This window comes from Microbacterium sp. BH-3-3-3 (assembly GCF_007679045.1).
Taxonomy (GTDB): domain Bacteria; phylum Actinomycetota; class Actinomycetes; order Actinomycetales; family Microbacteriaceae; genus Microbacterium; species Microbacterium algihabitans.
On sequence record NZ_VEFS01000007.1, the window covers coordinates 37704 to 62349 of the forward strand.

Below are 24646 nucleotides of genomic sequence, written 5' to 3' on the forward strand. Positions count from 1 at the left end.
GGGGTTCTCGGGGTTCGCCGTGAAAGCTACGATCCCGAACCACACGTCGCAAGCGCGTCGAGATCGCCGTTGTCGCGGATCGTCTCGAGCACCGTCATCGACTGGTCGAGCGTCGAGGTCGAGAAGACGCGGATGCCGTCGGGCACGTGCCCCACGACCTCGTTGCAGTTCGACTCCGGGGCCAGGAAGTAGGTGGCTCCGGCATCGAGCGCGCCGTAGAGCTTCTGACGGATGCCGCCGATCGGGCCCACGTTGCCGTCGGCGTCGATCGTGCCGGTGCCGGCGATGTGCTGGCCTCCGGTGAGGTCGCCGGGCGACATCTTGTCGATGATGCCGAGCGCGAACATCATGCCGGCGCTCGGACCGCCGACGTCGTTCAGCTGGATCTTGACGTCGACGGGGAGGTCGAACGACTGCATGAGTCCGACGCCCAGCAGGTACTGCTGCTGGCCGTTGACCGTCGTCTGCTGCGGCGTGATCTGCACCGTGGCGTCGGCGCCGTCGCGCTGGTAGGCCACGGTGACCGGTGCGCCCGCGGCCTTCTGGACGGCCGAGCGCACGGCATCCACGTTCGAAGCCGGAGCGCCGTCGACCGACAGCAGCACGTCGCCCTGCTGCAGCAGACCCGCCGCCGCGCCCTGGTCGTCGATCGTGCCGACAGCGATCTCGGCGGGCACGTCGTAGCCGAGCTGTCGCAGGGCGGCCGCGCTCGCCTCGAGCTGCGAGTCGCTCATGAGGGCGGCGTTCTCGCTGGTGCGCTGCTCGGTGGTCTGACCCGCGGGGAAGATGCGGTCGATCGGCACTACGGCGCGCGAGCGGTCGAACCACGCCATCGCGAGCTCGATCCACGACGGGGTGCGCTCGCGGTTGCCGCTGACCTGCACTGTGAGCAGGTCGAGCTGGCCGGTGGTGGTGTCGTCCTGCTCGTTCGGAACGGTGATGAGCGGCACCTGCTCGCCGTCGGCGTTCGGCGAGGTGCCGAGGGTGTTGTACACCGGGCCGGGCTGCTGGATGACGTAGGCCGAGGGCACGAAGGTGAGCACGAACAGCACGATCACGGCCACCGTCAGCGACCACACGCCGATGACGGTGCCGCGACGCCACGGCTGTCGGGGCGCGGGCTCGAGGCGGACGTTCTCGTCGAAAAGGGACACGAAGCTCAATCCTTGACCGGGGTCGTTCGCGCGGGGCGTAAGCGCCGCGGGGCCCGGCCGGTAGATGCGGGGAAACCTGCGACTAGCGTAGAGAACCATTCCCCAGACCTGGCTGAAAGGCGGCTGAAGTGGCAGACGACGACCGTGGCGGCGAGCAGAGCCCCGAGGAAGAGTTCCAGGAGCTCATGCGCCGCCTGATGTCGGGCGACACCAGCGGCATCGACCCCGAGATGCTCTCGCGCCTGTCGGGCATGCAGATCGACCCCGCCATGCTGCAGGCCGTCATGAACCAGCTGCAGGGCGCCTTCGCCGGCACGCAGGAAGGCGTCGACTGGGGCCTCACCGAGCGTCAGGCGCTGCACATCGCCAACCAGGACGGCCTGGGCGTCACGACCGGCCAGAAAACCGACCTCGACCAGGCGTTCACGCTCGCCGCCCTCTGGCTGGGCGCGGCGACCACCATCTCGGACCTGCCTCGCCCTCCCCGCGCCGTCACGCGCGGTGCGTGGGTCACCGCCACGCTGCCCGTCTGGCAGGAGCTCGCCGAGCCCGTCGCCACGAGCATCGCCGACGCGCTCACCGCAGCCCTCGGCCAGCAGGCCCCCGAAGACATGCAGGAGATGATCGCCGGCGCCGGACGCCTCATGCGCACCGTCGGCGGCTCGCTCTTCGCCACGCAGCTCGGCCACGTCGTCGGCCGCCTGTCGACCGAGGTCGTGGGTGGCGGAGACGTCGGCATCCCGATCATGCCCGAGGGCGACGCCGCGATCCTGCCGCAGAACTTCGCCGACTTCGGCCGCGACCTCGAGATCCCCGACGACCAGCTCGCGCTCTACCTCGCGACGCGCGAGCTCGCGCACGCACGCCTGTTCCGCCACGCGCGGTGGCTGCGCCTGCACGTCATCTCGCAGGTGCGCGACTTCGCCCACGGCATCCGCGTCGACACCGACGCCCTCGAGGAACTCGCCTCGCGCTTCGACCCCTCGCAGCCCGACGAACTGCGCGGGGCGCTCGAGAGCGGAGCTCTGCTGCCCGAGCGCAGCCCCGAGCAGACCGCGGCCCTGACGCGGCTGGAGAACCTGCTGGCCACGATCGAGGGCTGGGTCGACGTCGTCACCGAAGACGCCACCTCGCGGCTTCCGTTGGCGGGGCGCATCGCCGAGGCCGTGCGCCGACGCCGCGCCGTCGGTGGACCCGCCGAGCAGGCGCTGGGCGCGCTGGTCGGCCTCGAACTGCGCCCGCGCCGTATGCGCGAAGCCGCCGCGATGTGGCGCGCCGTCACCGACGCCGTGGGCGTCGAGGGCCGCGACGCACTGTGGGACTACCCCGACCTCATGCCGTCGTCGGAAGACATCGACGACCCCGCGGCGCTCATCGCGCGGGTGACGGCCGCGTCGCGCGGTGAAGCGGCGCCCTCGGACGAGATGGACGACGCGCTCGCGCAGCTGTTGGCGGAAGAGGCCGAAGGCGGGCGGGATTCGGGTGCGGATGCCGAGGAGTCGGGCGAGACGCCTGGTTCGGGCGATGCTTCGGGTGAGGGCCTCCTGCGGCGAGACCTGCGAGAAGGTCGCTCCGACGACGCGTCCGGCGACGGCGCAGGTGAGGGCGACGAGGACGGCGCTCCGGGAGACCAGCGGCCCGTGTGATCGCGGCGGCGGGGTCCGCGGCGCTGGGGTCGCGCGGCGGGGTGCTGTTCGCGCCGAGACTGCAACTCGCTGACAACGTCGTTGCAGCCTGACGCGGGTTTGTCAGCGAGGTGCAGTCTCGCGGACCTTTTGCCGTCGATCGACCCGAGCGCAGGCGTGGCGGCCCGCCGTTCACGCCGAGGCTGCAACTCGCTGACAACGTCGTTGCAGCCTGACGCGGATTTGTCAGCGAGGTGCAGTCTCGCGGGTCGCTCGCCGGTCGACGGGCGGTCGCACGCCCGTGTGAGGGTCGCGCGCGCGGCGGAGTGCACTTCTCCCCAGGGGCGTGATCGACGTCGGTTGCTGTGGACAACGGCATCCGGAGTCTTCCCGCCCGTCAGGATCGGGGCATGCTTCGACTCGACCCCGCCTCTCCCCCGCTCTGGCGTGACGACGGCAGCGTGCAGTTCGGCCCGCGCGCGATCGCGACCCTGCCGATCTCGGATCGGTGGACGGATGCCGCTGTCGCCGCCCTCGTGAACGGCACGACTCGCGAGGAGTTGCGGGCGCTCGCGCGGGTGCACGGGGTGTCGGATGCCGCGACCGATGCGGTGCTCGACGCTGTCACGCCGGCGCTCGTGCCGCACCGCGACGAGCCTCCGCTCGTGCTGCAGATCGCCGACGACCTTCACCCGCGCGTCGGCCGCGCCGTGCTCGCGGGACTGCCGCCGCTCACCCGCATCGTCGCGTGGGCGGGGGCATCCAGCGAGCGAGCGTCACCGGGGTCGTGCGTGATCCTGCTCGCGGCGCATCGCGTGGATCCGCGGCGGGCCGCGGCGTACACGCGTGACGGCGTGACCCACCTGCCGCTGGTGCTCGACGGAGCCTCGGCGACGGTCGGGCCAGTCGTCGCGCCCGGGCGCACGGCCTGCCTGTCGTGCCTCGATGCCGAGAGCCAGCGCGGCGATCCGCACTGGCCGGCGGTGTCGTCGCAACTGCTCGGCCGGCCGCGGCCCGCGATCGACCCGGCGCTGGCCGCCGAAGCGGCGCGAGCGGCGCGCTTCTTGCTCAGCGCGCCGATCGAGCAGACGACGAGGTCGCTGCACCTGCGCGTCGATTCGTTCCGGCGGGCCTGGGGGCTGCATCGGCCGAGCGCAGACTGCCGCTGCCGATCTCTCGAAGAAAGCGCGACGGCGAGCGTTCCATCCGGCCCCGACCGCGCGCCCAGCTCAGCGACAGCGTCCGCGCCGCACGTGTGACCCCGACGTACGCAAGACGCCGCTCTTCGTCGACCGCCTCGAAGGTGGTCGCGTACGAGATCGGCAGCAGACCCTCACTGACCCCGACGAGGTAGACGTGATCCCACTCCAGACCCTTCGCCGCGTGCAGCGTGGCCAGCGTCACCGTGCGCGTCGTCGGTTCGTGCTGGTCGCGCGCTCGCGCCTGCAGGTCGTCGGTGAACGAGCGCAGGTCGGTTCCGGCCGGAGCCTCTTCGGCCAGGCGCAGCAGGGCGGCGCGAGCCTCCCACGCTTCGCGCAGGGCTCCGCCCGCGGCGGGCGGGTCGTCGGTCAGACCGACGCTGCGCAGCACGTCGCGGACGGTGGCGAGAAAGCCGGTCTCCATCGGCGCGACCGAGGCGGCCCGCAGCGCCATCAGCGCCTGCCGCACCTCGGGCATGTCGAAGAACTTGCGCCCACCCAGCACGGATGCCGCGACCCCGACCGCCGACAGCGCGTTCAGCAGGGCGGCCGACTGGGCATGCGAGCGGTACAGCACCGCGACGTCGTGCGGATCGACGCCGCGCGACAGAGAGTCGGCGATCGATCGCGCGACCGCCGTTGCTTCGGCCTCGTCGTCGTCGAAGCCGCGCACCGTCGGCACCGGCGTGTCGGCGTCGGTCGCGGCCACGAGCTCGAGCGCGCCGGCCCGCCCGCGCATGAGGTCGTTGGCCACCGCCAGAACGGGTGCCGTCGAGCGGTAGTTGCGCTCGAGCCGCACGACGCGGGCGTCTTCGTGCGTGCGCTCGAAGTCGAGCAGGTAGCGCGCATCGGCGCCGGTGAACGAGTACACGGTCTGACTGGCGTCGCCGACCACGCACAGGTCGCGACGATCGCCCAGCCACAGCTCGAGCACGCGGTTCTGCAACGGCGAGACGTCCTGGTACTCGTCGACCGTGAAGTGCCGGTACTGCTCGCGCACGGCGGCGGCCACGCGCGGCTCGGCCTCGATCATGCCGGCGCAGGTGAGGAGCACGTCTTCGAAGTCCATCTGCCGACGCTCGTCTTTGAGCTTCTCGTACGCCCGCTGCAGGGCGACGACCTGGTCGACGTTGAGACGCCCCACGCCGTCGGGGCGGTCGGCGGCGTACTGCTCGATCGAGCGCAGCGTGACCTTGCGCCACTCGATCGACGACGCGATATCGCGCAGTGTCGCCGTGTCGGGACTCAGTCCGACGCCGTCGGCCGCGTGCGCGAGCATGCGCACCTTGTTGTCGATGATCGACGGCGCCTGATCGCCCGCGAGCGTGGGCCAGAAGAAGTTCACCTGGGCGAGGGCCGCGGCGTGAAACGTGCGCGCCGACACCCCCGACACGCCGAGCGCGCGCAGGCGTCCCCGCATCTCGCCCGCGGCCTTCGCGGTGAAGGTCACCGCCATCACGCGCTGCGGCGAGTACGCGCCCGTGTCGACGCCGTGGGCGATGCGCCGCGTGATCACGCGCGTCTTGCCGGTGCCGGCACCCGCGAGTACGCACACCGGACCCCGCAGCGCCCGCGCCGCCTCGAGCTGATGCTCGTCGAGTCCGTCGAGAGGTCCGGTCACGCGGTCTCTCCGTACCAGTCCTCGACCAACCGGCGGGCGATCGACGCGGCCCCCGGCAGGTGCACCGCGCTCTCACCCCGGAGCGCCGACCCGATCTCCTCCCGGGTGAACCAGCGCACCTCGACGATCTCCTCGCCGTCGGCCAGGGCCTCGACCTCGTCGACCACGACCGCGCGGAACCCGAGCATGAGCGACCGCGGATACGGCCACGCCTGCGACCCGCGGTACACGATCTCGCGCAGACGCACGCCCGACTCCTCGTTCACCTCGCGCGCGACGGCGTCTTCGAGCGACTCCCCCGCCTCGGCGAACCCGGCGAAGCACGAGTACCGGTCGCCGCCCCACGCGGCGTTGGCGCCCAGAAGCACGCGGTCGCCCTCGGCAGAGGTCAGCAGCACGATGACCGCGGGGTCGGTGCGCGGGAAGTGCTCGCGCCCGCACACCGGGCAGTGCCGCGACCAGCCGGCCTGGCGCAGTTCGGTGAGCGCGCCGCACGCGGGGCAGAACGCGGCATCGCGCAGCCACCCCGACAGGGCGACCGCGGTGGTCAGCAGTTCGGCCTCGCCGGCCGGCAGGTCGCCGCCCGCGGCGCGGAGGGGCGCCCAGTCGGCATCCGGAACCAGTTCATCACCCGCGCCGTCGGCCACGACCGCGAGCAGGACCGCGCGGTGGTCGGGCGTGCGGCCGAGGAACGCCCAGTGGGTGATGCCGGGGATGTCGTGGGGGGCTGCTGCGTCGGGTGCGGCGGGGCGCGCCGAGGGGGCGGGGGCGGATGCCGTGGGCTCGGCGGGGTGCGCTGACTCGGCGGATGCCGTGGACTCGGCGGGGCGCGCTGATTCGGCCGGGGCGGAGGAACCGGCGAGGGCGGATGCCATGGGCTCGGCGGGGCGCGCTAATTTGGCCGAAGCGGAGGGCTCGGCGAACTGCGGCGACGGCGCGGATGCCGCGTGCTCGGTGGGATGCTGCGGTCCGGCCGAGGCAGATGCCTCGGGCCCGGCAGTCTTCTGCGACCCGGCCGCCGACGAGGCGAGGTCGGCGAACGAGGCGAACGCGAGACGGCCGTCGATCAGTGGAGCAGCATCGCGGCGCACGGCGAGCACGAGCGTGCGGGGATCCGCGGCGAGGTTCCCGAGCAGGCCGGGCTGGTCACGCTCGGCGCCGGCGCGGTCGACGGCGAGGTCAGCGGCATCCGCGGACCTGTCCTGCGGCCCGCTGTCAGCCGCACTCGACGAGGGCGGGTTCTGCGACGACGAAGACGCGGGAAGCGACATCGAACACTTCTTTCCGGTGCGAGCACGAGCAGAAGCCCGAACGGTTGGGGCGAGCGGAGGGTCGAGGGCTCGACCTCCCCCCATCAAGGGCGTGGCGCGGGCCGGTGAGCACGGGCCCGACCTACCCTGGGGGCATGGCACGCTCGCCCCTCATTTTAGCCGCGTCGGCGACGGCGGCCCTTCCCGGCACCGCCTTCACGAGCGTCAGTGCGCTGACCGAGAACACGGCCGGTCGCTTCGACGCCGCGCTCGCTCGGACGGCCGACGGGCGCGAGCTCATCGTGCGCATGCCCACCGACGACGACACCGCCGGCGAGCTCGCCGCCGAGGCGCGAGCCCTGCACGCCCTGACCGCCGGAGTGCGCGCCCTGCTGCCGTTCGCCGTGCCCGAGGTCGTCGGCGAAAGCGGCTCGGGGGCCCAGCGCGTGCTGGTCGTCGACCGGATTCGCGGTTACCGCATCGACCCGGCTCACCTGCCCAAGGGACCGGGCTACGCGCCCGCGATCGGTGGCGCCCTCGCCGCCGTGCACGCGCTGCCCGTCTCGATCGTGCGGACCGACGGACTGCCGGTGCGCTCGCCGGAGCAGGTGCGCGACGACGTCAAGCGCCTGCTCGACCGTGCCGACTCGACCGGACGCGTCAGCGACGACCTCATGATGCGCTGGCGCCGTGCGCTCGACGTCGACGACCTGTGGCGCTTCGAATCCGCCGTCGTGCTCGGCGGCGCCACGAGCACCTCGATCGTGCTCGCCGACGACGCCGACGAGATTCCGCACGTGGTCGGCATTCTCGACTGGGCCGGCCTCAGCGTCGGCGACCCCGCCGTCGACCTGCGCTGGTTGGCATCCGCTCCGCTCGCCGCCGACGACGTGCACGCTGGATACGCCGCCGCGGGCGACCGCTCCCCCGACCCCCTGTTGCGCGAACGCGCCCGCCTCTACGCCGAGCTCGAGTTCGCACGCTGGCTCGTGCACGGACACGACGCCGGCGAGACCGACGTCATCGACGACGCCGTGGCACTGCTGACTGCGTTGGCCGACGGTGTACGCGGCGACCAGATCGTGCCCGACACCCGCAGCGACATCGACGACGCGATGGCCCTCGTCGAGAGTTCGCCCGCGGTCGCTCCCGCCGACGGCGTCGACACGTCGATGCAGACCGACGCCTACGACCCGGAGGCGCTGTCGCTGTACCTGTCTGCCGAGCGCGACCGCGCGGCCGCCGCAGACGCCCTGGCGAACGCCGAAGAATCGGATGACGATTCCGGCCCGATCCGCATCGACGACCTCCCCGCACGCGAGGACGACCCCGAAGCCACGGCCCCGCTCGAACTGAACGGGTGGGACGGCCGCTACGACCCCGTCCACGGACCGGCACTCCGCGGCGATACCGCCGCGACGTCGCTCTGGGGCAAGCCCGAAGAAGCTCGACCGGCCGTATCGGACGCCACCTCGTTCGCCGCGCGCGATGACGAGAACGCCGCCTCCGTCGATGCGCACGACGAGTCGTCGACCGACCGTCTCGACGGCCTGCCGCTCGATGGCGCCACCAACGGGCGGAACGAGCGGGCGGATGCCGCGCACGACGACTCCCACGTGGACGACGAGGCCGATGCCGCCCGCGCGAGCCGCGCCGCGCTGCGCCGCTGGGGTGTGTCGGGCGACAACGCCTGACAGCGGCGTGCTCGTCCGCACCACGAACGCACCGCTTCATCCGCTCCGCGGGGCCGAGGAGTGGTCGCGGCGACGTCACCCGGTGAGCGCTGAACCGTCGGGCGTCTCGTGCGCGCGCGTTTGAGCGTCGTGCCTCGTCGCCCTTCGCGCGACACCGTTCCAGGCTGATGATTCACCCGGTCACCGGGCACCACGGCCCGAAGCGACGTCGTGATAGTGCACCGACCATCGCCGGAGCACCTCAGCCGCGCAGCACCAACTCGTCGCCGACGTAGAACAGCGCGACGTCGATCAGGTCGATGTCGATCCCGTGCTTCGCGTGGTACGCGTCGCGGTACAGCTCGAGCTGCAGCATGCGCGACCGACGCTCAGCCTCGGACGACGGCGGTCGACCGGTCTTCCAGTCGACGATCTCGTAGCGATCGCCGCGTCGGTAGACGGCGTCGAGCTTGCAGATGACGACATGCTCGCGTCCGTCGAGACGCGTGGTGACGAAGTCGATCTCGGTCTCGACCTCGAGCGGCCGGAGGCCGGCCCATTCCGACCGTTCGAAGCACTCGCGCAGTCGCTGGAGTTCCACGGCATCCGCCGCCGATGCCTCCACGACGTCGTCGTCATCCCACAGGCCGTCGTCGTCGAGCCCGACGCCAGCCCCCACTAGGCCCGAGCGCTGCTCGACCCACGCGTGGAAGAGGGTGCCGAGGCGCGTCTGCCGGTAGGGGCGCTCGGGCATGGGGCGTCGCAGGTCTTCGACCGTGCCGCTGTAGTCGGCGACGAAGTCTTTGAACCGCGACGCCGGGATGCGCGTCGGGGCGGGCGCGTGCGTCGGACGCAGCCGATCGGCCCGCTCGGCGAGCAGCAGTTCGAGGTCATCATCGGGTGCCGCCGCCGGTTCGTCCCGCGCGGCGGCGACGGCGGACGCCGCGGCCGACACCGCGGTGCGTCGCGCCCCCAGCGGATCGAGCGGCCAGTGCAGCAGCCGACGTTCGCCGTCGTAGGGGTCGTCTCCGGGCTCGGACACCTCGAGATCGATCGCGAGCGCCTCGGCCGCTTCGTCGAGGAACACGCTGGGGCGTCGAGGCTTCTTGGTCCCCGACCAGCTGGACCCCGACAGCATCAGCAGATCGCGCGCGCGGGTGAAGGCGACGTAGGCGAGACGGCGGTCTTCGTCGAGCTGGCGGGCGCGGTTGTCGGCGACGAAGGCGTCGATCGCCGCCTTCAGGTCTTGCTGCGTCTCGGCTCCGCGCCAGCCGAAGACCGGCAGCCACGCGGAATCGCCGCGGAACTCCGAGGGCAGGATGCCGAAGCCCAACCACCCCTTGGTGTCACGCGGGAGCGACGGCAACTCGTCGGTGACGAGGCGGACCACGGCCACCGCGTCCCACTCGAGGCCCTTAGACCCGTGGATCGTCAGCAGCTGAACGACGTCGTCTTCGGGCGGCTCGGTGCGCGGGGCGAACTCGTCGGCCTGTTCGGCGTGGTCGAGCCAGGCGAGCAGGCTTGCGACCGACCCCGACTCATCGGCGGCGAGGAACCCGCGGATCTCGTCGACGAACGCGCGCAACTGGGCCGACGCGATGCGCGCGGGGCCGCGCGACTCGTTCGCCGCGAGCTCGATATCGAGACGCAGCTCAGCCTCGATCAGGCGGATCAACTCGGGGATCGGCGCCCCCACGCTGCGCCGCAGCGACGCGAACACCGCACCGGCCTCGCGCAACCGCGCGCGCCCCTCGGGGGTGAAGTCGGTGAGCCAGCCGTGGCCGTCGGTCTGCCGGGCGATGAAGTCGAGGGCGTCGACGAGCGAGGCACGGTCGGCCCCGGGTGTCGAGCGGAGGCGGTCGATGACCTCGGCCCCCAGCGGCTGCAGCGCCACGTCGTGGGTGGCGAGCCGACGGGCGAGCTGCGCGAGGGCCCGCAGGTCGGCGAGTCCGACGGCCCAGCGTGGCCCGGACAGCAGGCGGATCAGGGCTGACCCGGCCTCGGGATCGCTGATCACCCGCAGGGTCGACACCACGTCGACGACCTCGGGGGTGGTGAGCAGACCGCCGAGTCCGAGGATGCGGTGCGGGATGCCGCGGCGTCCGAGCGCATCGCCGAAGCGGACCATGTGCTTCTTGCTGCGGAACAGCACGGCTCCGGTGGTCGCCTTGCCCTGGGCGGCGCGCGCGGCGCGGACTCCGGCGAACCACGACGCCACGCGATCGGCCTCGGCATCGAGGTCGTTCTCGAACACGATCTCGACCACGCCCTGGGGCGCACCGGGACGAGAGCGCAGCTCCTCGACCGCGACGGCCGCCCGATCGGCGAGCGGGGCGAGCACCGCGTTGGCGGCGTCGAGCACCCGGTCGCTGTTGCGCCAGCTGGTCAGCAGGGCGAACTGGCGGCATCCGCCCTCGGGAGCGAACGCGGCGGGGAAGCCGCCGAGGTTGCCGGCGCTCGCCCCGCGCCAGGCGTAGATGGCCTGGTGGGGGTCGCCCACCGCCATGACGCCCGTGCCGCCGAACAGCGTGGAGAGCAGGTCGGTCTGCACGACCGAGGTGTCTTGGTATTCGTCGAGCAGCACCACGCGGTACCGCGCGCGCAGCTCGGCGACGACGGCCGGGTGCTCGGTCGCAATCTGCAGGGCTCCCGCGACCTGGTCGGCGAAGTCCATGACGCCCAAGCGCGCCTTCTCGCGGTTGTAGTCGGCCGCGAGGGCCGAGAGCAGCGACAGCGCCGAGACCTTCGCCGCGGCGTCGCCGACCTCTTTGTAGACGCTCACCCGCGCGGTGGTCGAGGGGCGTTCGGTGATGCGCGCGAACTCCTCGGGGAAGGCGGCGAGTCGATCGAGGTCGACGAGGTTGTCGACACCGTCGCGTGCGATCCGCAGCGCGGCGTCGATGAGCGTCCGCGGGGACTCCTGGCGTTCTTCGAGACGCGGGTCGTCGGAGGCAAACACCACGCGCCGCATCAACAGCCACGCTGCCGATTCGGACAGCACCGCCGATTCGGCGTCGCGCCCGATGCGCAGGCCGTGCTCGCGCACGATGGCGTCGGCGAAGCTGTTGTAAGTCGACACCGTCGGGCGGTGCAACAACTGGTCGCCGTCGTCGGGCGTGCTCTCTCCTGCGCCGACCTCGGCGGTCAGCATGTCGAGGGCTTCGCGACGCGCGGCGTCGGCGCTCGCGCCCTCGAGCTGCGCGAGCTCGGCGAACACCGCGAGGCGTCCCGCCTCGTGCAGGGCGGGAAGTGCGGGCAGGAGCCCCCGGGCTTCGAATTCCGACAGACGCTGCAGACGCCGATGGATGCGCTCGGCCAGTTCACCGGCGGCCTTGCGCGTGAAGGTCAGGCCCAGCACCTCGTCGCGGCGGACCAGCCCGTTGGCGACCAGCCACACCACGCGTCCGGCCATGGTCTCGGTCTTGCCGCTGCCGGCACCGGCGACGACGAGGGCAGGCTCCAGCGGCGCCTCGATGACGGCCGTCTGCTCGAGGGTCGGGGGGAACTGGCCGAGGGCGGCCGCGATCGTCGCGGCGGACAACGTGGTCACGACGCGCTCACCGCCGAGACCGTGTGGATGCGGCAGAGCCCGTACGAGAACTCGTCGCGGCAGTGCACCTCATACGGTGCCGCGAAGCTCGTGCCGCGCATGACGTCGACCGCGCGCTGCACGCGCCCGACGAACTCCTCGCGCTGGGTGTCGTCGAACGGCGGCTGCGTCGGCTCGGCGTAGTCCTTCTTCGCCGCGCTCGGGCGCAGCACGAGGAGCTTGGCCCCGCCGGAGGGAAGCCCCTCGACCTGCTCGATCGCCCCCGACGAGAACGCCAATTGGTAGGCGGCTAGCTGCGGATTGTCGGCGACCTTGAGGTCGGTCTGCGGCTCGTTCTTGCCCGTCTTGAGGTCGACGATCACGACCTCTCCGGCCGGGGTCACCTCGACGCGGTCGATGTCACCGCTGAGCACGGCGCCGTGCACGGTGGCGCCGTCGGGCACGGCCGCGCCGTCGTCGACGCCGTCGGCGTGCTGCCCGCCGGCATCCGGGATCGGGATCGGCACCTCGAAGTGCCGCTCGGCGCCCACGAGTCGACCGCCGGCGTCGTCGAAGCGCCGCAGGTAGGTCGCGAGGCGTCGCACGAGGTCGCGGGCACGCGTGCGCTCGGCCTTCTCGCGCCACGCGGCGTCGAACACCAGCTCGCCCCAGCGCTCGTCGACGACGGCCCACAGGTCTTCTTCGGACGACGAGGCCGCGGTCTCGAGTGCCGCGTGGATGATCGTGCCGATGCCGGCGGTCGTGCCACCGCGGTCGCCGCCGAGGTCGGCGATCACCCAGTCGAGCTGGCACTCTTCGAGCGCGTGGAGGCGCGAAGGCGAAACGCGGACGTCTTCGCGCGTGAGGTCGCGCAGCGGGGCCGACGAGCTCGGTGCCACGACGCCGTACCACTGCTCGGGGGCGGCACCGGCGACTCCGGCGGCGGCCAGCAGCGCCAGCTGACCGGCGGCGTGCGTGCGCTCGGGCGCGGGAACGCGCGCGGTAGTCAGCGAGCGGCGGTGGCGCGCGACGAGTCCGCGCAGCGACAGCGGGTGCTCGGGGATGGATGCCGCGGGCTCGGGCGCCGGCAACATCTCGAACAACACGCTGGGGCCGGTGTCGTCGTCGTCGACCGCGGTGACGATGAGCCGAGCGTCGGCGCGACTGATCGCGCGGACGAACAGCCGCAGCTCGTCGTGCATCGCGGCGCGGCGCCGATCGAGCATGCCGGCGGCCGGCAGATCGGGGTGCTGCACGGCGTCGGCCAGACGCCAGGTCTCGAGCAGCCCGCCGCGCAGGCGCGTGTTGGGCCACACACCCTCTTGGACACCGGCGACCACGACGGTGTCGAAGTCGGTTCCCGCGGCAGCGGCCGGCGTCAGCACGCGCACGGTGTCGACGACCGCGGGCTGTTCGATGCGGTCTTCGGCCACGTCGCTGTCGAGCACCCCGCGAAGGAACACCGACGCCTCGCCGTCGGGCTCGCGCTCGGTGAAGCGCTTGGCCGCCTGGAACAGCGCCACGATCGCATCGAGGTCGCGGTCGGCCTGCTCGGCCACGGGCCCGTGACCGCGGGCTGCCTCGCGCCAGGTGCGGGCGAGCGCGCTGCGCTCCCAGGCCGTCCAGAGCAGTTCGTGCGCCGTCGCGCGCTGCAGGGCCTGGGCCCGGAGCGCGGTCAGCGTCTCGCCCAGCCGCATCGCCCGCCGCGCCTCGCGCGAGTCGATGGTCTCGAGCTCGAGCGGGAATCGCACTCCCGAGACCAGCAGTTCGGTGGCGGAGCGGACTCCCCCGGCCCCGACCTCGTCGTGACGCAGCGCCGTGCGCAGGCGCCGGAGCTCGATGGGGTCGAGCCCGCCGAACGTGCCGAGGAGTGCGTCGACCACCTGCTCGGGAGCCCACTCGTCGGGGTCGCGCATGCCGAGCTCGACCAGAGCGACCAAATCGCGCACGGGACGCTGCACGCCGAGTGCGAGACCCGGACCGCTGGCCCGAGCCGGCACCTCGCGCGCCGAAAGCTCGGCCTCGAGCGTGGCGACCTGTCGCGAATCGTGGGCGATCACGGCGCAGCGACCCCACGGCACGCCGTCGAGCACGTGACGCTCGCGCAGCAGACGGGCGATGGCGTCGGCCTCTTCGGCGGGCGAACGCAACAGGTAGGTGCGCACCGAGCCCTCGACCGGCGCGCCGAGCGGCGCCCGGCGATGCGCGACGACCCCGGCCGCGCCGATCCGCGACGCGACCTGGCGCACGAGGTCGACCTGTTCGGCGGTACCGCGATGCGGAGTGCCGAGCGCCGCCGTGGTGCCGAGTTCGCGCGCCAGCCGGGCGAAGTTCTCGGGGGTCGCGCCCCGGAATGCCCCCGACCCCACGTCAGGGTCGCCGAAGGCCACGACTCCGATGCCGAGGGCCCGACAGGCCCGCAGCAGGTCGATTCCGCCCGAGGTGAGCTCTTGCGCGTCGTCGACCAGCACGCACTTCAGCGAGGCGAAACGGCCGAGCAGGTCGCGATCGACGAGCGCTTCGTCGAGCACCGCGACGGCCTCGCGCGCCAGGTCGGCCGCGTCGCGATGCGCACCGCGCATGGCCGCGCGCACCGCGCGGTACTCGTCGGCGAACGACGCGAGCGAGGCCCAGACGGGGAGCTCGTGCTGCCTGGCGAGCTCGGCGAGGTCGGCCGAGGTGACGCCGAGATCGGTGCACTCCGCGAGGAACGCGCGCAGGTCGCCGCGGAAGCCGCGAGTCGCGCGGATCGCCGACCAGAGCCAGGCGGGCCAGCGCGAGTGCCCCTCGGCCTCGTCGAGGGCGTCGCCGTCGAGCAGGTCGCGGATGATCTGGTCTTCGTCGCCGCCGGTGAGCAACTGCGGCGGCTCGCCCCCGCGGCGCACCTCGGCTCCGCGCACGAGCTGGAAGGCGAACGACGCCAGCGACCGCGCGAGCGCACCGGCGGTGGCCTGGCCGACCGCGAGCGCGAGCCGGTCGCGCAGGGCCGTCGCCGCCGGTCGCGTGGGCGTGAGCACGAGCAGGTGGTCGGGGTCGATTCCGGATGCCACGAGCTTGCGCGCCCGCGCCAGCAGAGCCGTCGTCTTGCCCGACCCCGGCGCCCCCACCACGACGCCGCTCGTCTCGGGGGCCCACCCCGCGACTGCCCGCTGATCGTCGTCGAGCGCGTGCCCGTCGACGGCGGAGGCGTCGAGCTCAGCGGCATCCGGGATCTGCATGTCTCCACGCTAAACGCGACCTCCGACATCGGGTCGCGCGACGCCCGGAGGCCGCCGGGAACGGCCCCGAGCATCCGCGCGTTCGCCGTCCGCGAAGCGGGGCCCGCTCCGGGACGCGGTGTCGGAACCCTGCCCTAGAGTCGAATCACGCGCCGGGCCGACCGCGGCCCGCGGGGAAAGGACGCATCGTGGAGATCCGCATCGGCATCACCAACACCGGCCGCGAGCTCAACTTCGAGACGAACGAGAGCTCCGATGCCGTCAAGTCGGCCGTGGCCGCCGCTCTCGACAACTCGGCCAGCCACGTCTCCTTCACCGACGTGAAGGGCAACTCCTACCTCGTCCCCACCGCCAACCTGGCCTTCGTCGAGCTCGGCACCGAAGAGTCGCGCCGCGTCGGCTTCGTCGCCTGATCCCACGACCGTGCAGATCCTGCTCGGTGTGATCCTCGGAGCGGTCGTCGGCCTCGCGGCGCACGTCGCGTTGCCGCACCGCTCCTTGCGTGGAGTTGCGCTCGCGCCCCTCGCCGGGGCCGCCGCCGCGGCCGTCGTCTGGACGGCGCTCACCTGGGCGGGTCTGGGCGTCGACTCCCCGATCTTGTGGATCGTTGCCGTGCTCGCGCCGGCGCTCACGAGCTTCGTGCTCGTCACCCTCGTCAGCCGCGCTCGCCTGACCCGCGACGAAGCCGACCGCGTGCGCCTGGGCGCCTGACCTGACGCAAGCCCCCGCCGCGGGGCCTGAGCGACCGGCTACGAGACCGGCGCCCGAACGGCGCCGAACCTGCTGCGGAGTTGGCGCCCTGCCGTCACGGGAAGTGTTCCCGAGCCGCTATACGGGTTCACACCCCCGCCCAACAGAGCCACCCAGATCTCAGGCCGCGAGCCCCATGGCATCCATTCGCCGTGCGTGTGCACCCATCAGTTCGCTGAAGACGGGCTCGACCTTGGCTTCTTCGGCGCTGTCGAGGTGGCCGTGGCGCAGCGCGGCGCGGGCGACGAGCAGCGTGTCTCCGACGAGTCGACGGCCCCACAGCGCGAGCAGCCAACGCCACTCCTCGTCGCTCTCGATCGTCTGGCCGAGGATGTCGACGATCGCCTGACGGTCGTCGTCGGCCTGCAGGATGCGCGCGACGCGACGGCCGGTGTCTCCGTAGCTCGACGACAGTGCGAGGTAGAAGTCGTCGAGCATGCCCGCCGTGATGTGCACGGTGAGCATGGTCTCCTGCGGGCGGATGCCGTGCGTGTTGCGGCGGAACGCGTCGAGCGACTCGCGGAAGGGCAGCATCAGCTGCGTCGGGTCGGCCCCGCGCTCGCGGATCACCGCGACGAGCTCCTGATGCTTGATCAGCGCCGCGCCGGCCGCGCGCGACAGCGACTCCTTCTCGGCGAGCTCGGGCGTCAGCGCGATCAGCTCGCTCAGCGTCTCGAAGAAACCGAGCTGCAGATAGGCCGCCTGTCCGAGGAAGGTCTCGACCTCGGGAGCGAGCTCCGCGAAGTCGACCCGCATGGCCTCGCCGAGGTCTCCGCGCGAGCGCAACTGCAGCGTGCGGCCCACCGGGCGCTGACGACGACGGAACCACTCGAACACAGACCACAGCCTAGGCGTCGGGGGCCCGCGAGACACGCCGGGTAGAGTGGAGGAGTCCCGGCGATGGATCGGGACCCCGCGCCTGTGGACGAGTGACGGCGTGGATACGACTCCCCCAGGCGGTCTCTCGCCGCCGGAACAGGCACGCACTATGACGACTTTCGCCGATCTCGGCGTCGACCAGGACATCGTCGACGCCCTCGCGACCAAGGGCATCATCGATGCCTTCCCCATCCAGGAGCAGACGATCCCCCTCGGCCTTCCCGGCCAGGACATCATCGGCCAGGCCAAGACGGGTACCGGAAAGACCTTCGGCTTCGGCATCCCCGTCGTGCAGCGCCTCGGACCGAACCCCGAGCCCGGCGTGAAGGCTCTCATCGTGGTCCCCACCCGCGAGCTCGCGGTGCAGGTGTACGAAGACATGGACATGCTGACCTCGAACCGCCCCACCAGCGTCGTCGCCATCTACGGCGGCAAGGCGTACGAGGGTCAGATCGACCAGCTCAAGGCCGGCGCGCAGATCGTCGTCGGAACCCCCGGTCGCCTCATCGACCTCGCCAACCAGCGCCTGCTCGACCTGTCGCACGCGACCGAGGTCGTGCTCGACGAGGCCGACAAGATGCTCGACCTCGGCTTCCTCGCCGACATCGAGAAGATCTTCTCCAAGGTCCCGCCGGTGCGTCACACGCAGCTTTTCTCGGCGACGATGCCCGGACCGATCGTCGCGCTCGCCCGCCGCTTCATGTCGAACCCCATCCACATGCGCGCCAACGACCCCGACGAGGGCCTCACCCAGGCGAACATCAAGCACCTCGTCTACCGCGCGCACTCGCTCGACAAAGACGAGGTCATCGCCCGCATCCTCCAGTCGGAGGGCCGCGAGAAGGCCGTCATCTTCACGCGCACCAAGCGCGCCGCCCAGAAGCTCGTGGATGAGCTCGGCGACCGCGGCTTCAACGCCGCCGCCGTGCACGGCGACATGAGCCAGGAAGCGCGCGAGCGCTCGATGGCCGCGTTCAAGGCCGGCAAGAAGGACGTGCTGATCGCGACCGACGTCGCCGCCCGCGGTATCGACGTGAACGACGTCACCCACGTGATCAACCACACGATCCCCGACGATGAGAAGACGTACCTGCACCGCGCGGGTCGCACCGGCCGTGCCGGCAAGACCGGTATCGCGGTCACGTTCGTCGACTGGGACGACCTGCACAAGTGGGCGCTCATCAACCGCGCCCTCGAGTTCGGCCAGCCCGAGCCCACCGAGACCTACTCGTCGAGCCCGCACCTCTACACCGACCTCGACATCCCCGAGGGCACCAAGGGTCGCCTCGTGACCGCGCCGAAGGCCGTCGCGCCCAAGCAGGTCGAGAGAAAGAACGAGACTCCGGATGCCGAGGGCTCCCGCGGTCCGCGTCGTCGCCGCCGTGGCGACTCGGCGACGGGCGGCGCGACCTCGACCGACGCCGGTGCAGCCGACCGCTCCGAGGGCGGCGGCGGCACGCACGACGGTGCGGGCAAGGAGCACCACGACGGCAACGCGGCTCCGCGTCGTCGCCGTCGCCGCCGCAGCGGCGGTTCGTCGGGCGCCCCGACGGCCCCCGTCTCCTGAGCGACGCACGCTGACACGGCGCCGATCCCCACCGCGGGGTCGGCGCCGTTTCGCGTGGCGCCGGGGTCCCGGCATCCGGGATCTCGATCACGCCGGGATCGCCGCCGCCTAGGGGAAGACCGGCGCCGTGCCGCGGCCGAGGGCGAAGATGCGCGCGACCATGTCGTCGGCCGTGGTGTTCTCGCCCGGCATGTTGGGCTTGCCGAGACCGTGGTAGTCGCTCGACCCCGTCACGATGAGGTCGCGCTCGGCGGCGAGGTCGGCGAGCAGCGCCGTGGGCTCGGAAAGGTTCTCGCGGTGGTGCAGCTCGAAGCCGGCGAGGCCCGCATCGAGCATCGCCGTCAGCACGCTGTCGGGGAGCAGGGCGCGGCCGGCCGGGTGGGCGATGATCGGCACCCCGCCCGCGCCGACGACGAGCTCCACTGCCGTGACGGGATCGGGTGCGTACAACGCAACGTAGTAGTCGCCCGACGGGTGGAGGATGCTCGCGAACGCCTCGGTCCGATCCACCACGATGCCCCGGGCGACGAGCGCGTCGGCGATGTGCGGGCGGCCGACCGTCGCGCCGTCTGTGGTCTGGGCGACGATGTCGTCCCACGCGATGTCGTAGTCGTGCGAGATGCGCTCGGCCATGATCTGCGCGCGGTCCAGGCGCGACGAACGGATGCGATCGGTCATCGCCCGCAGGTCGGCGTCGTCGGGATCGACGAGGTACGCGAGCAGGTGCACGCTGCGCCAGCGGTGTCGGGCCGACAGTTCCATGCCCGGCACGAACGTCATACCGAGAGAGGTGGCGGCCTCGGCCGCCTCGGCCCAGCCCGACGTCGTGTCGTGGTCGGTGAGCGCCGCGGTGTGAAGACCGTGCCGGTGCGCCGCGGCCATGACCTCGGCCGGGGGCTCGGTGCCGTCGGAGTGCGACGAGTGCAGGTGCAGGTCGGTCGGTCCTTCGAATCGACGATGCTGCGGCACCCGTCGAGCGTATCGCGCCGGCCCTCCGTGCGCGGGACAAGCGAGCGGCGCGGGACGGGCGAGCGGCGCGGTTCGGGGCAGGTTCTGCAGGTCGGGGCGGATATGTCGCGCCCCAACCCTGCGGAATTCGCCCCAAACCCCCCGGCGCACACCGCACGGCGCCCCGCGCGCAGGTGCCACCCGGGCGGCATCCGCCGATCTCTCAGACGGCTCACCTATGGTCGGGTGCGTGCGTCGATTGCTCGGTCTCCTGGTCGCGCTCGCCTTCGCGGCGGGCGCCGCTGTGCTGACGTGGCCCTCCGCGTTCGGGCTCGAGCGCACTTTCCCGCTCGCGCAGATCATCTCGTTCCGCGCCCCGATCGCCGCCGCACTGCTGGCCGCGACCCTGCTGATGCTGCTGTTCGCGCTCATCCGGCCGATCCGCGCCCTCGCGCTCGTGCTGGCGCTGATCTTCGGCATCTCGGGCGGCGTCAACGTCGCCCTGCTGAGTCAGCGCGGTCTCGGCACCGAGACGCTGCCGGCCAAGACCGACACGAGCCTGCGCGTCATGACCTGGAACACCGCGGGCTCGGCGACCTCGGCCGAGTCGATCGCGCAGTTCGCCGTCGGCATGCAGGCCGACGTGGTGACCCTGCCCGAGACGACCATCGACACCGGCGCCGAAGTCGCGAAGCTGATGCGCGACATGGGGCAGCCGATGTGGGCGCACCACGCCGAGTACGGCGAGTACGGCATCACCGGGTGGGATGCCACCTCCACCACCGTGCTCATCAAGCCCGAGCTGGGCGACTATTCGGTGATCCAGTCGTCGCTCGACGGCTCGAGCAACACCTCGACCGTGCCGAGCGCCGTCGCCATGCCCGTCTCGGGCGACGGACCGATCATCGTCGCCGCCCACGCCGTCGCTCCCCGCGAGGAGTACATGACGCAGTGGCGCAGCGACCTGCAGTGGCTGGCGGATCAGTGCGCGAGCGACAACGTCATCCTCGCCGGTGACTTCAACGCCACGCTCGACCACATGACCGGAATGGGCGTCGACGGCGGCACCCTCGGTCGCTGCCACGACACGGCATCCGACAGCGGAAACGGCGGCGTCGGCACCTGGCCCACGAACGCCCCGGCCCTGCTGGGCGCGCCCATCGACCACGTGATGGCCACCCCCGATTGGACCGTGTCGGGCTCCGTCGTCATGCGGACTCTCGACGGCTCGGGCAGCGATCACCGGCCGATCGTCGTGCAGCTCGAGCGCACCGGCGGCTGAAGCGACCCGCCCTCGCACGAGGCTCCGGATGCCACCCGCCCGGCGCCGCGTTCTCACCACGGCCGCGCATCCGTGCACAACGCGCGCGGCGGTGCGAGACTGGAACGATGGACGCCCCCTCCTCCACCGACACCGCCACGCAGACCGCCGACGCCACGACCGCCGAGCCCCAGGCCGAAGAGCAGAAGCTCGACGCCCCCAGCAATCGCAAGGCGCCGTTCCCCCGCGGCTTCCTCGACACGATCTCGACCGGCTGGGCCGAGCACCCCGCCGCCTTCCCGGAGCCGCGCGAGCAGGCGTCGTGGACGGCGCGCCGACGCGCGAAGGTCTCGGCGGCTTTCCCCGGCCAGCGTCTCGTGATCCCCGCGGGCGGCCTGAAGCAGCGCAGCAACGACTGCGACTACCCCTTCCGCGCCCACTCGGCCTTCTCGCACCTCACCGGCTGGGGCAGTGACGCCGAGCCCGACGCCCTGCTCGTCTTCGAGCCGCGCGACGAGGGACACGAGGCCGTGCTGTACTTCCGCGAGCGTGCCGACCGCACGACGTCGGAGTTCTACTCGGATGCCTCGATCGGCGAGTTCTGGATCGGTCCGCGCCCCGCGCTCGACGGCGTGGCCGCCGACCTGGGCCTGGCCACCGCACACCTGTCGGACTTCACCGCCGGCGACGACGACCGCACCGTCGGCGAAGACGACCAGCTGACGCGCTTCGTCTCGGAGCTGCGCCTGGTGAAGGACGAGTACGAGCTGGCTCAGATGGCCCTCGCCGTCGAGGTCACCGGCCGTGGATTCGACGACGTGATCGCCGAGCTCCCCCGCATCATCGAACACCCGCGCGGTGAGCGCATCGTCGAGGGCGTGTTCCACCAGCGCGCGCGCAGCGACGGCAACAGCGTCGGCTACGACACCATCGCCGCCTCGGGCCCGCACGCCTGCTACCTGCACTGGACGCGCAACGACGGACCCGTCAAGCCGGGCGATCTGATCCTGCTCGACGCGGGCGTCGAGGTCGACAGCCTCTACACCGCCGACATCACCCGCACGCTGCCGGTGTCGGGCACCTTCACCGACATCCAGCGCCGCATCTACGAGACCGTGCGCGAGGCGGCCGACGCCTCGTTCGCCGCGGCCAAGGTGGGCGTGCCGTTCCGCCGCCTGCACGAGGCCGCGATGGAGGTCATCGCCGCGCGCGTCGCCGAGTGGGGTCTGCTGCCCGTCACCGCCGAAGAGGCGCTCGATGCCGACAACGGCGGCCAGCACCGCCGCTACATGGTGCACGGCACGAGCCACCACCTCGGCATCGACGTGCACGACTGCGCACAGGCGCGGCGCGACATGTACTACGACGGGCTGCTCGAGCCCGGCATGGTCTTCACGATCGAGCCCGGCCTGTACTTCCAGATCGACGACCTCACGGTTCCCGAGGAGTACCGCGGTATCGGCGCGCGCATCGAGGACGACATCGTGATGACCGGCGACGGACCCGTCAACCTCTCGGCCGGCATTCCGCGCACGGCCGACGAGGTCGAGGAGTGGATCGCCCGGCTCAAGCGATGACGTTCGCGCCGGCGGCATCGTTCACCACCCGGCCGACCCTGCGGGGCACGTTCGGCATGTCGGCCTCGACGCACTGGACGGCGACCGCCACGGCGCAGTCCGTGCTCGAGCGCGGCGGCAACGCGTTCGACGCGGCGGTCGCCGCGGCCTTCGTGCTGCACGTCGTCGAGCCGCACCTGAACGGCCCCGGGGGCGACCTCGTCGCCCTCATCCGGCCCGCGGGCGCGGCGGAACCCGTCGTGCTCATGGGCCAGGGCCCGGCGCCGGCGCGCGCGACGATCGAGCACTTCCGCAGCCGTGGCCTCGACCTCGTGCCCGGAGCGGGAGGTCTCGCCGCCGCCGTGCCGGGAGCCGTCGACGCGTGGCTCCTGCTGCTGCGCGATCACGGCACCTGGGAGCTCGCCGACGTGCTCGCCTACGCGACCGGATACGCCCGCGACGGGCACCCGCTCGTAGCGGGGGCGGCGGCGACGATCGCCCGGGTCGCCGAGCTGTTCCGCGACCACTGGCCGACCTCGGCAGAGCGATGGATGCCGGAGGGTGAGCCTCCCGCTGCCGACTCGCTGGTGCGTAACCCGGCGTACGCCGACGTGCTCGACGGACTCGTCGCGGCGGGGGCGCGGGGCGAGTGGGCGCGGGCGGATCACGCGCAGGCGGATGATTCGCCGGCGGGCCGGGCACGGGGCGGCGACGCGCAGGCGGACTGGGCGCGGGGCGGCGACGCGCAGGCGGAACGAGCGCAATGGGACCGGGAGCAGGCGGAGCGAGCGCGGGGCGACGACCGAGCGCAGACGGATCACGCGCCGACGGACCGGGTGCTGGGCAGCGACGCGCAGGCGGACCGGGGGCAGGCGGACCGGGCGCTGGCGGATCGCGCGCAGACGGAACCCGCGCAGCGCGAGCGCGCGCTACGCGACGACCGTGCCGCGCGGATCGACGCGGCACGCGAGCACTGGATGACCACGGTGCTGCCCGAGGCCGCGGCCTTCATCGCGCAGCCCCACCGGCACGCCGACGGCGCCGATCATCCCGGCATCCTGGATGCCGACGATCTGACGACCTGGCGCGCGTCGTTCGAGCCCGCCGTGTCGACGAGTTTCCGCGGATGGGACGTCTTCAAGGCCGGAACCTGGACCCAGGGACCCGCTCTGCTGCACACTCTTCGGCTGATCGAGGACGCCGACGACCTCGACCCGTCGTCGGTCGAGGGAGCGCACCTGCTGCTCGAGGCGCAGAAGCTCGCCTACGCCGATCGCGACGCGTGGTTCGGCGACGCGGGCGGAGCCGTCGACATCGACGCGCTGCTCGCCGACGACTACATCGCCGCCCGGCGGACCTTGATCGGGCGCGAGGCTTCGGCCGAGTGGCATCCGGGATCCCCCGAAGGCCGCGACCCGGTGCTCCCGCCGCTGCGCACCGACCACGCCAGCACCGACGGCTCGACCGGAGAGCCCACGGTCGACCGATCAGGGCAGACCCGCGGCGACACGTGCCACCTCGACGTGATCGACCGCTGGGGCAACGTCGTGTCGGCGACCCCGTCGGGCGGCTGGCTGCAGTCGTCGCCGACCGTGCCGTCACTGGGCTTCTGCCTGGGAACGCGCCTGCAGGCCACGTGGCTCGTGCCGGGGCACCCGGCATCGCTCACTCCCGGGCGCCGCCCGCGCACCACGCTGACCCCGACGCTGGTGTCGCGCGGCGACGAGGTGATCGCGATCGGCTCCCCCGGCGGCGACCAGCAGGACCAGTGGCAGCTGACGGTGCTGCTGCGCATGCTCGTCGGCGAATACAGCGCGCAGCAGGCGATCGACGCGCCGAACCTCAACATCACCGCGCTCATCGACTCGTTCTGGCCGCGCACGTGGGTGCCCGCCGGGGTGGCCGTCGAGGACCGGCTGGGCGAGCAGGTCATCGAGGCTCTCGAGGAGCGCGGGCATCGCGTGCGCCGGGCGGGCGACTGGGCCCTCGGCCGTGTCACCGCCGTCGGGCGCGGAGCCGACGGCGCGCTGTGGGCCGCGGCGAACCCCCGCGGGGCGCAGGGCTACGCGGCCGGCCGCTGACGCGGAGGGGCGCTGACGCGGCGGGGGGACCCTGCGGCGGAGGGGCGCGACGCGACGCGGCGCCGGACGGGCGCGACGCGGCGCGGCGCCGGACGGCGTCAGGGGCAGAGCCGGGCGGACGGGGCGACGCGGCCCACAGGGGCGACGCTCCCCGGACACAACTCCGGAGATTCCGGCGCACCCGAGGCGTCCGCGCCTTCTCCGCCACGGAATTGCAGGAGTTGTGCACCGCGCCGGCGCCGAATCTCCTGCGTTGCGTTCACGCCGGCGAGACTTCCGCGGGGCGCTCGGCTACGCGGCGGGGCACTGACGCCTGCAGCTGCGATCCTCCCCGG

15 protein-coding genes are annotated in these 24646 nt (G+C 72.5%); 8 read left to right on the forward strand and 7 right to left on the reverse strand.

Features of this window, described 5'->3' with window-relative positions; genetic code table 11:
• Positions 1-26: 26 nt before the first annotated feature.
• Positions 27-1154 carry a PDZ domain-containing protein gene (locus FS769_RS15855; RefSeq protein WP_144835124.1) on the reverse strand — a complete coding sequence of 376 codons (1128 nt, stop codon included), beginning with the start codon at positions 1152-1154 and terminating at the stop codon, positions 27-29.
• 185 nt (positions 1155-1339) lie between these two features.
• On the opposite strand from FS769_RS15855, the gene FS769_RS15860 reads away from it, so the two are divergent.
• Positions 1340-2800: a zinc-dependent metalloprotease gene (locus tag FS769_RS15860; protein ID WP_144835332.1), complete on the forward strand. Its 1461-nt coding sequence runs from the start codon at positions 1340-1342 to the stop codon at positions 2798-2800.
• A gap of 1047 nt (positions 2801-3847) precedes the next feature.
• Here the strand turns inward: FS769_RS15860 and FS769_RS15865 are convergent.
• Positions 3848-5599: an ATP-dependent helicase gene (locus FS769_RS15865; protein WP_144835125.1), complete on the reverse strand. Its 1752-nt coding sequence runs from the start codon at positions 5597-5599 to the stop codon at positions 3848-3850.
• Positions 5596-6870, reverse strand: a complete 1275-nt coding sequence (nudC, locus tag FS769_RS15870; protein ID WP_313959278.1) for an NAD(+) diphosphatase — start codon at positions 6868-6870, stop codon at positions 5596-5598. The genes FS769_RS15865 and nudC overlap by 4 nt, the downstream gene beginning before the upstream one ends.
• 134 nt (positions 6871-7004) lie before the next feature.
• Between nudC and FS769_RS15875 the strand changes: the two genes are divergently transcribed.
• Positions 7005-8543, forward strand: a complete 1539-nt coding sequence (locus FS769_RS15875; protein WP_186325596.1) for a phosphotransferase — start codon at positions 7005-7007, stop codon at positions 8541-8543.
• 241 nt (positions 8544-8784) lie between these two features.
• Here the strand turns inward: FS769_RS15875 and FS769_RS15880 are convergent, their stop codons facing one another.
• Both FS769_RS15880 and FS769_RS15885 read right to left on the reverse strand, forming a co-directional pair.
• A complete protein-coding gene (locus FS769_RS15880) occupies positions 8785-12072 on the reverse strand; it encodes an ATP-dependent DNA helicase (protein WP_144835127.1) in 3288 nt (1095 codons plus the stop codon).
• Positions 12069-15269 (reverse strand): ATP-dependent DNA helicase, encoded by a 3201-nt coding sequence (locus FS769_RS15885; RefSeq protein ID WP_144835129.1) that lies wholly within the window; start codon positions 15267-15269, stop codon positions 12069-12071. The genes FS769_RS15880 and FS769_RS15885 overlap by 4 nt, the downstream gene beginning before the upstream one ends.
• A gap of 188 nt (positions 15270-15457) precedes the next feature.
• Here FS769_RS15885 and FS769_RS15890 point away from each other — a divergent pair, with 188 nt between their 5' ends.
• Both FS769_RS15890 and FS769_RS15895 read left to right on the forward strand, forming a co-directional pair.
• The gene (locus tag FS769_RS15890) at positions 15458-15682 is read left to right on the forward strand and encodes a DUF3107 domain-containing protein (protein ID WP_144835131.1); all 225 of its coding nucleotides are present in this window, start codon (positions 15458-15460) and stop codon (positions 15680-15682) included.
• Between the two features lie 10 nt (positions 15683-15692).
• Positions 15693-15980: a hypothetical protein gene (locus FS769_RS15895; RefSeq protein ID WP_144835132.1), complete on the forward strand. Its 288-nt coding sequence runs from the start codon at positions 15693-15695 to the stop codon at positions 15978-15980.
• A gap of 159 nt (positions 15981-16139) precedes the next feature.
• Here the strand turns inward: FS769_RS15895 and FS769_RS15900 are convergent, their stop codons facing one another.
• Positions 16140-16856, reverse strand: coding sequence for a ferritin-like fold-containing protein (locus tag FS769_RS15900; RefSeq protein WP_144835134.1), 717 nt, complete (start codon positions 16854-16856; stop codon positions 16140-16142).
• A gap of 151 nt (positions 16857-17007) precedes the next feature.
• On the opposite strand from FS769_RS15900, the gene FS769_RS15905 reads away from it, so the two are divergent.
• Positions 17008-18465 (forward strand): DEAD/DEAH box helicase, encoded by a 1458-nt coding sequence (locus tag FS769_RS15905; RefSeq protein ID WP_144835136.1) that lies wholly within the window; start codon positions 17008-17010, stop codon positions 18463-18465.
• Between the two features lie 108 nt (positions 18466-18573).
• Here FS769_RS15905 and FS769_RS15910 read toward each other — a convergent pair whose 3' ends face one another.
• Positions 18574-19434: a PHP domain-containing protein gene (locus FS769_RS15910; RefSeq protein WP_144835138.1), complete on the reverse strand. Its 861-nt coding sequence runs from the start codon at positions 19432-19434 to the stop codon at positions 18574-18576.
• A 229-nt stretch (positions 19435-19663) separates the two neighbouring features.
• Here FS769_RS15910 and FS769_RS15915 point away from each other — a divergent pair, with 229 nt between their 5' ends.
• The 3 genes from FS769_RS15915 to FS769_RS17145 all read left to right on the forward strand — a co-directional run bounded on the left by FS769_RS15915 (position 19664) and on the right by FS769_RS17145 (position 24311).
• Complete coding sequence (locus tag FS769_RS15915; RefSeq protein ID WP_144835139.1) at positions 19664-20695, forward strand: endonuclease/exonuclease/phosphatase family protein; 1032 nt, start codon at positions 19664-19666, stop codon at positions 20693-20695.
• A gap of 107 nt (positions 20696-20802) precedes the next feature.
• The gene (locus FS769_RS15920) at positions 20803-22251 is read left to right on the forward strand and encodes an aminopeptidase P family protein (protein ID WP_144835141.1); all 1449 of its coding nucleotides are present in this window, start codon (positions 20803-20805) and stop codon (positions 22249-22251) included.
• The gene (locus tag FS769_RS17145) at positions 22248-24311 is read left to right on the forward strand and encodes a gamma-glutamyltransferase (RefSeq protein ID WP_260979791.1); all 2064 of its coding nucleotides are present in this window, start codon (positions 22248-22250) and stop codon (positions 24309-24311) included. The genes FS769_RS15920 and FS769_RS17145 overlap by 4 nt, the downstream gene beginning before the upstream one ends.
• Positions 24312-24646: the final 335 nt, after the last annotated feature.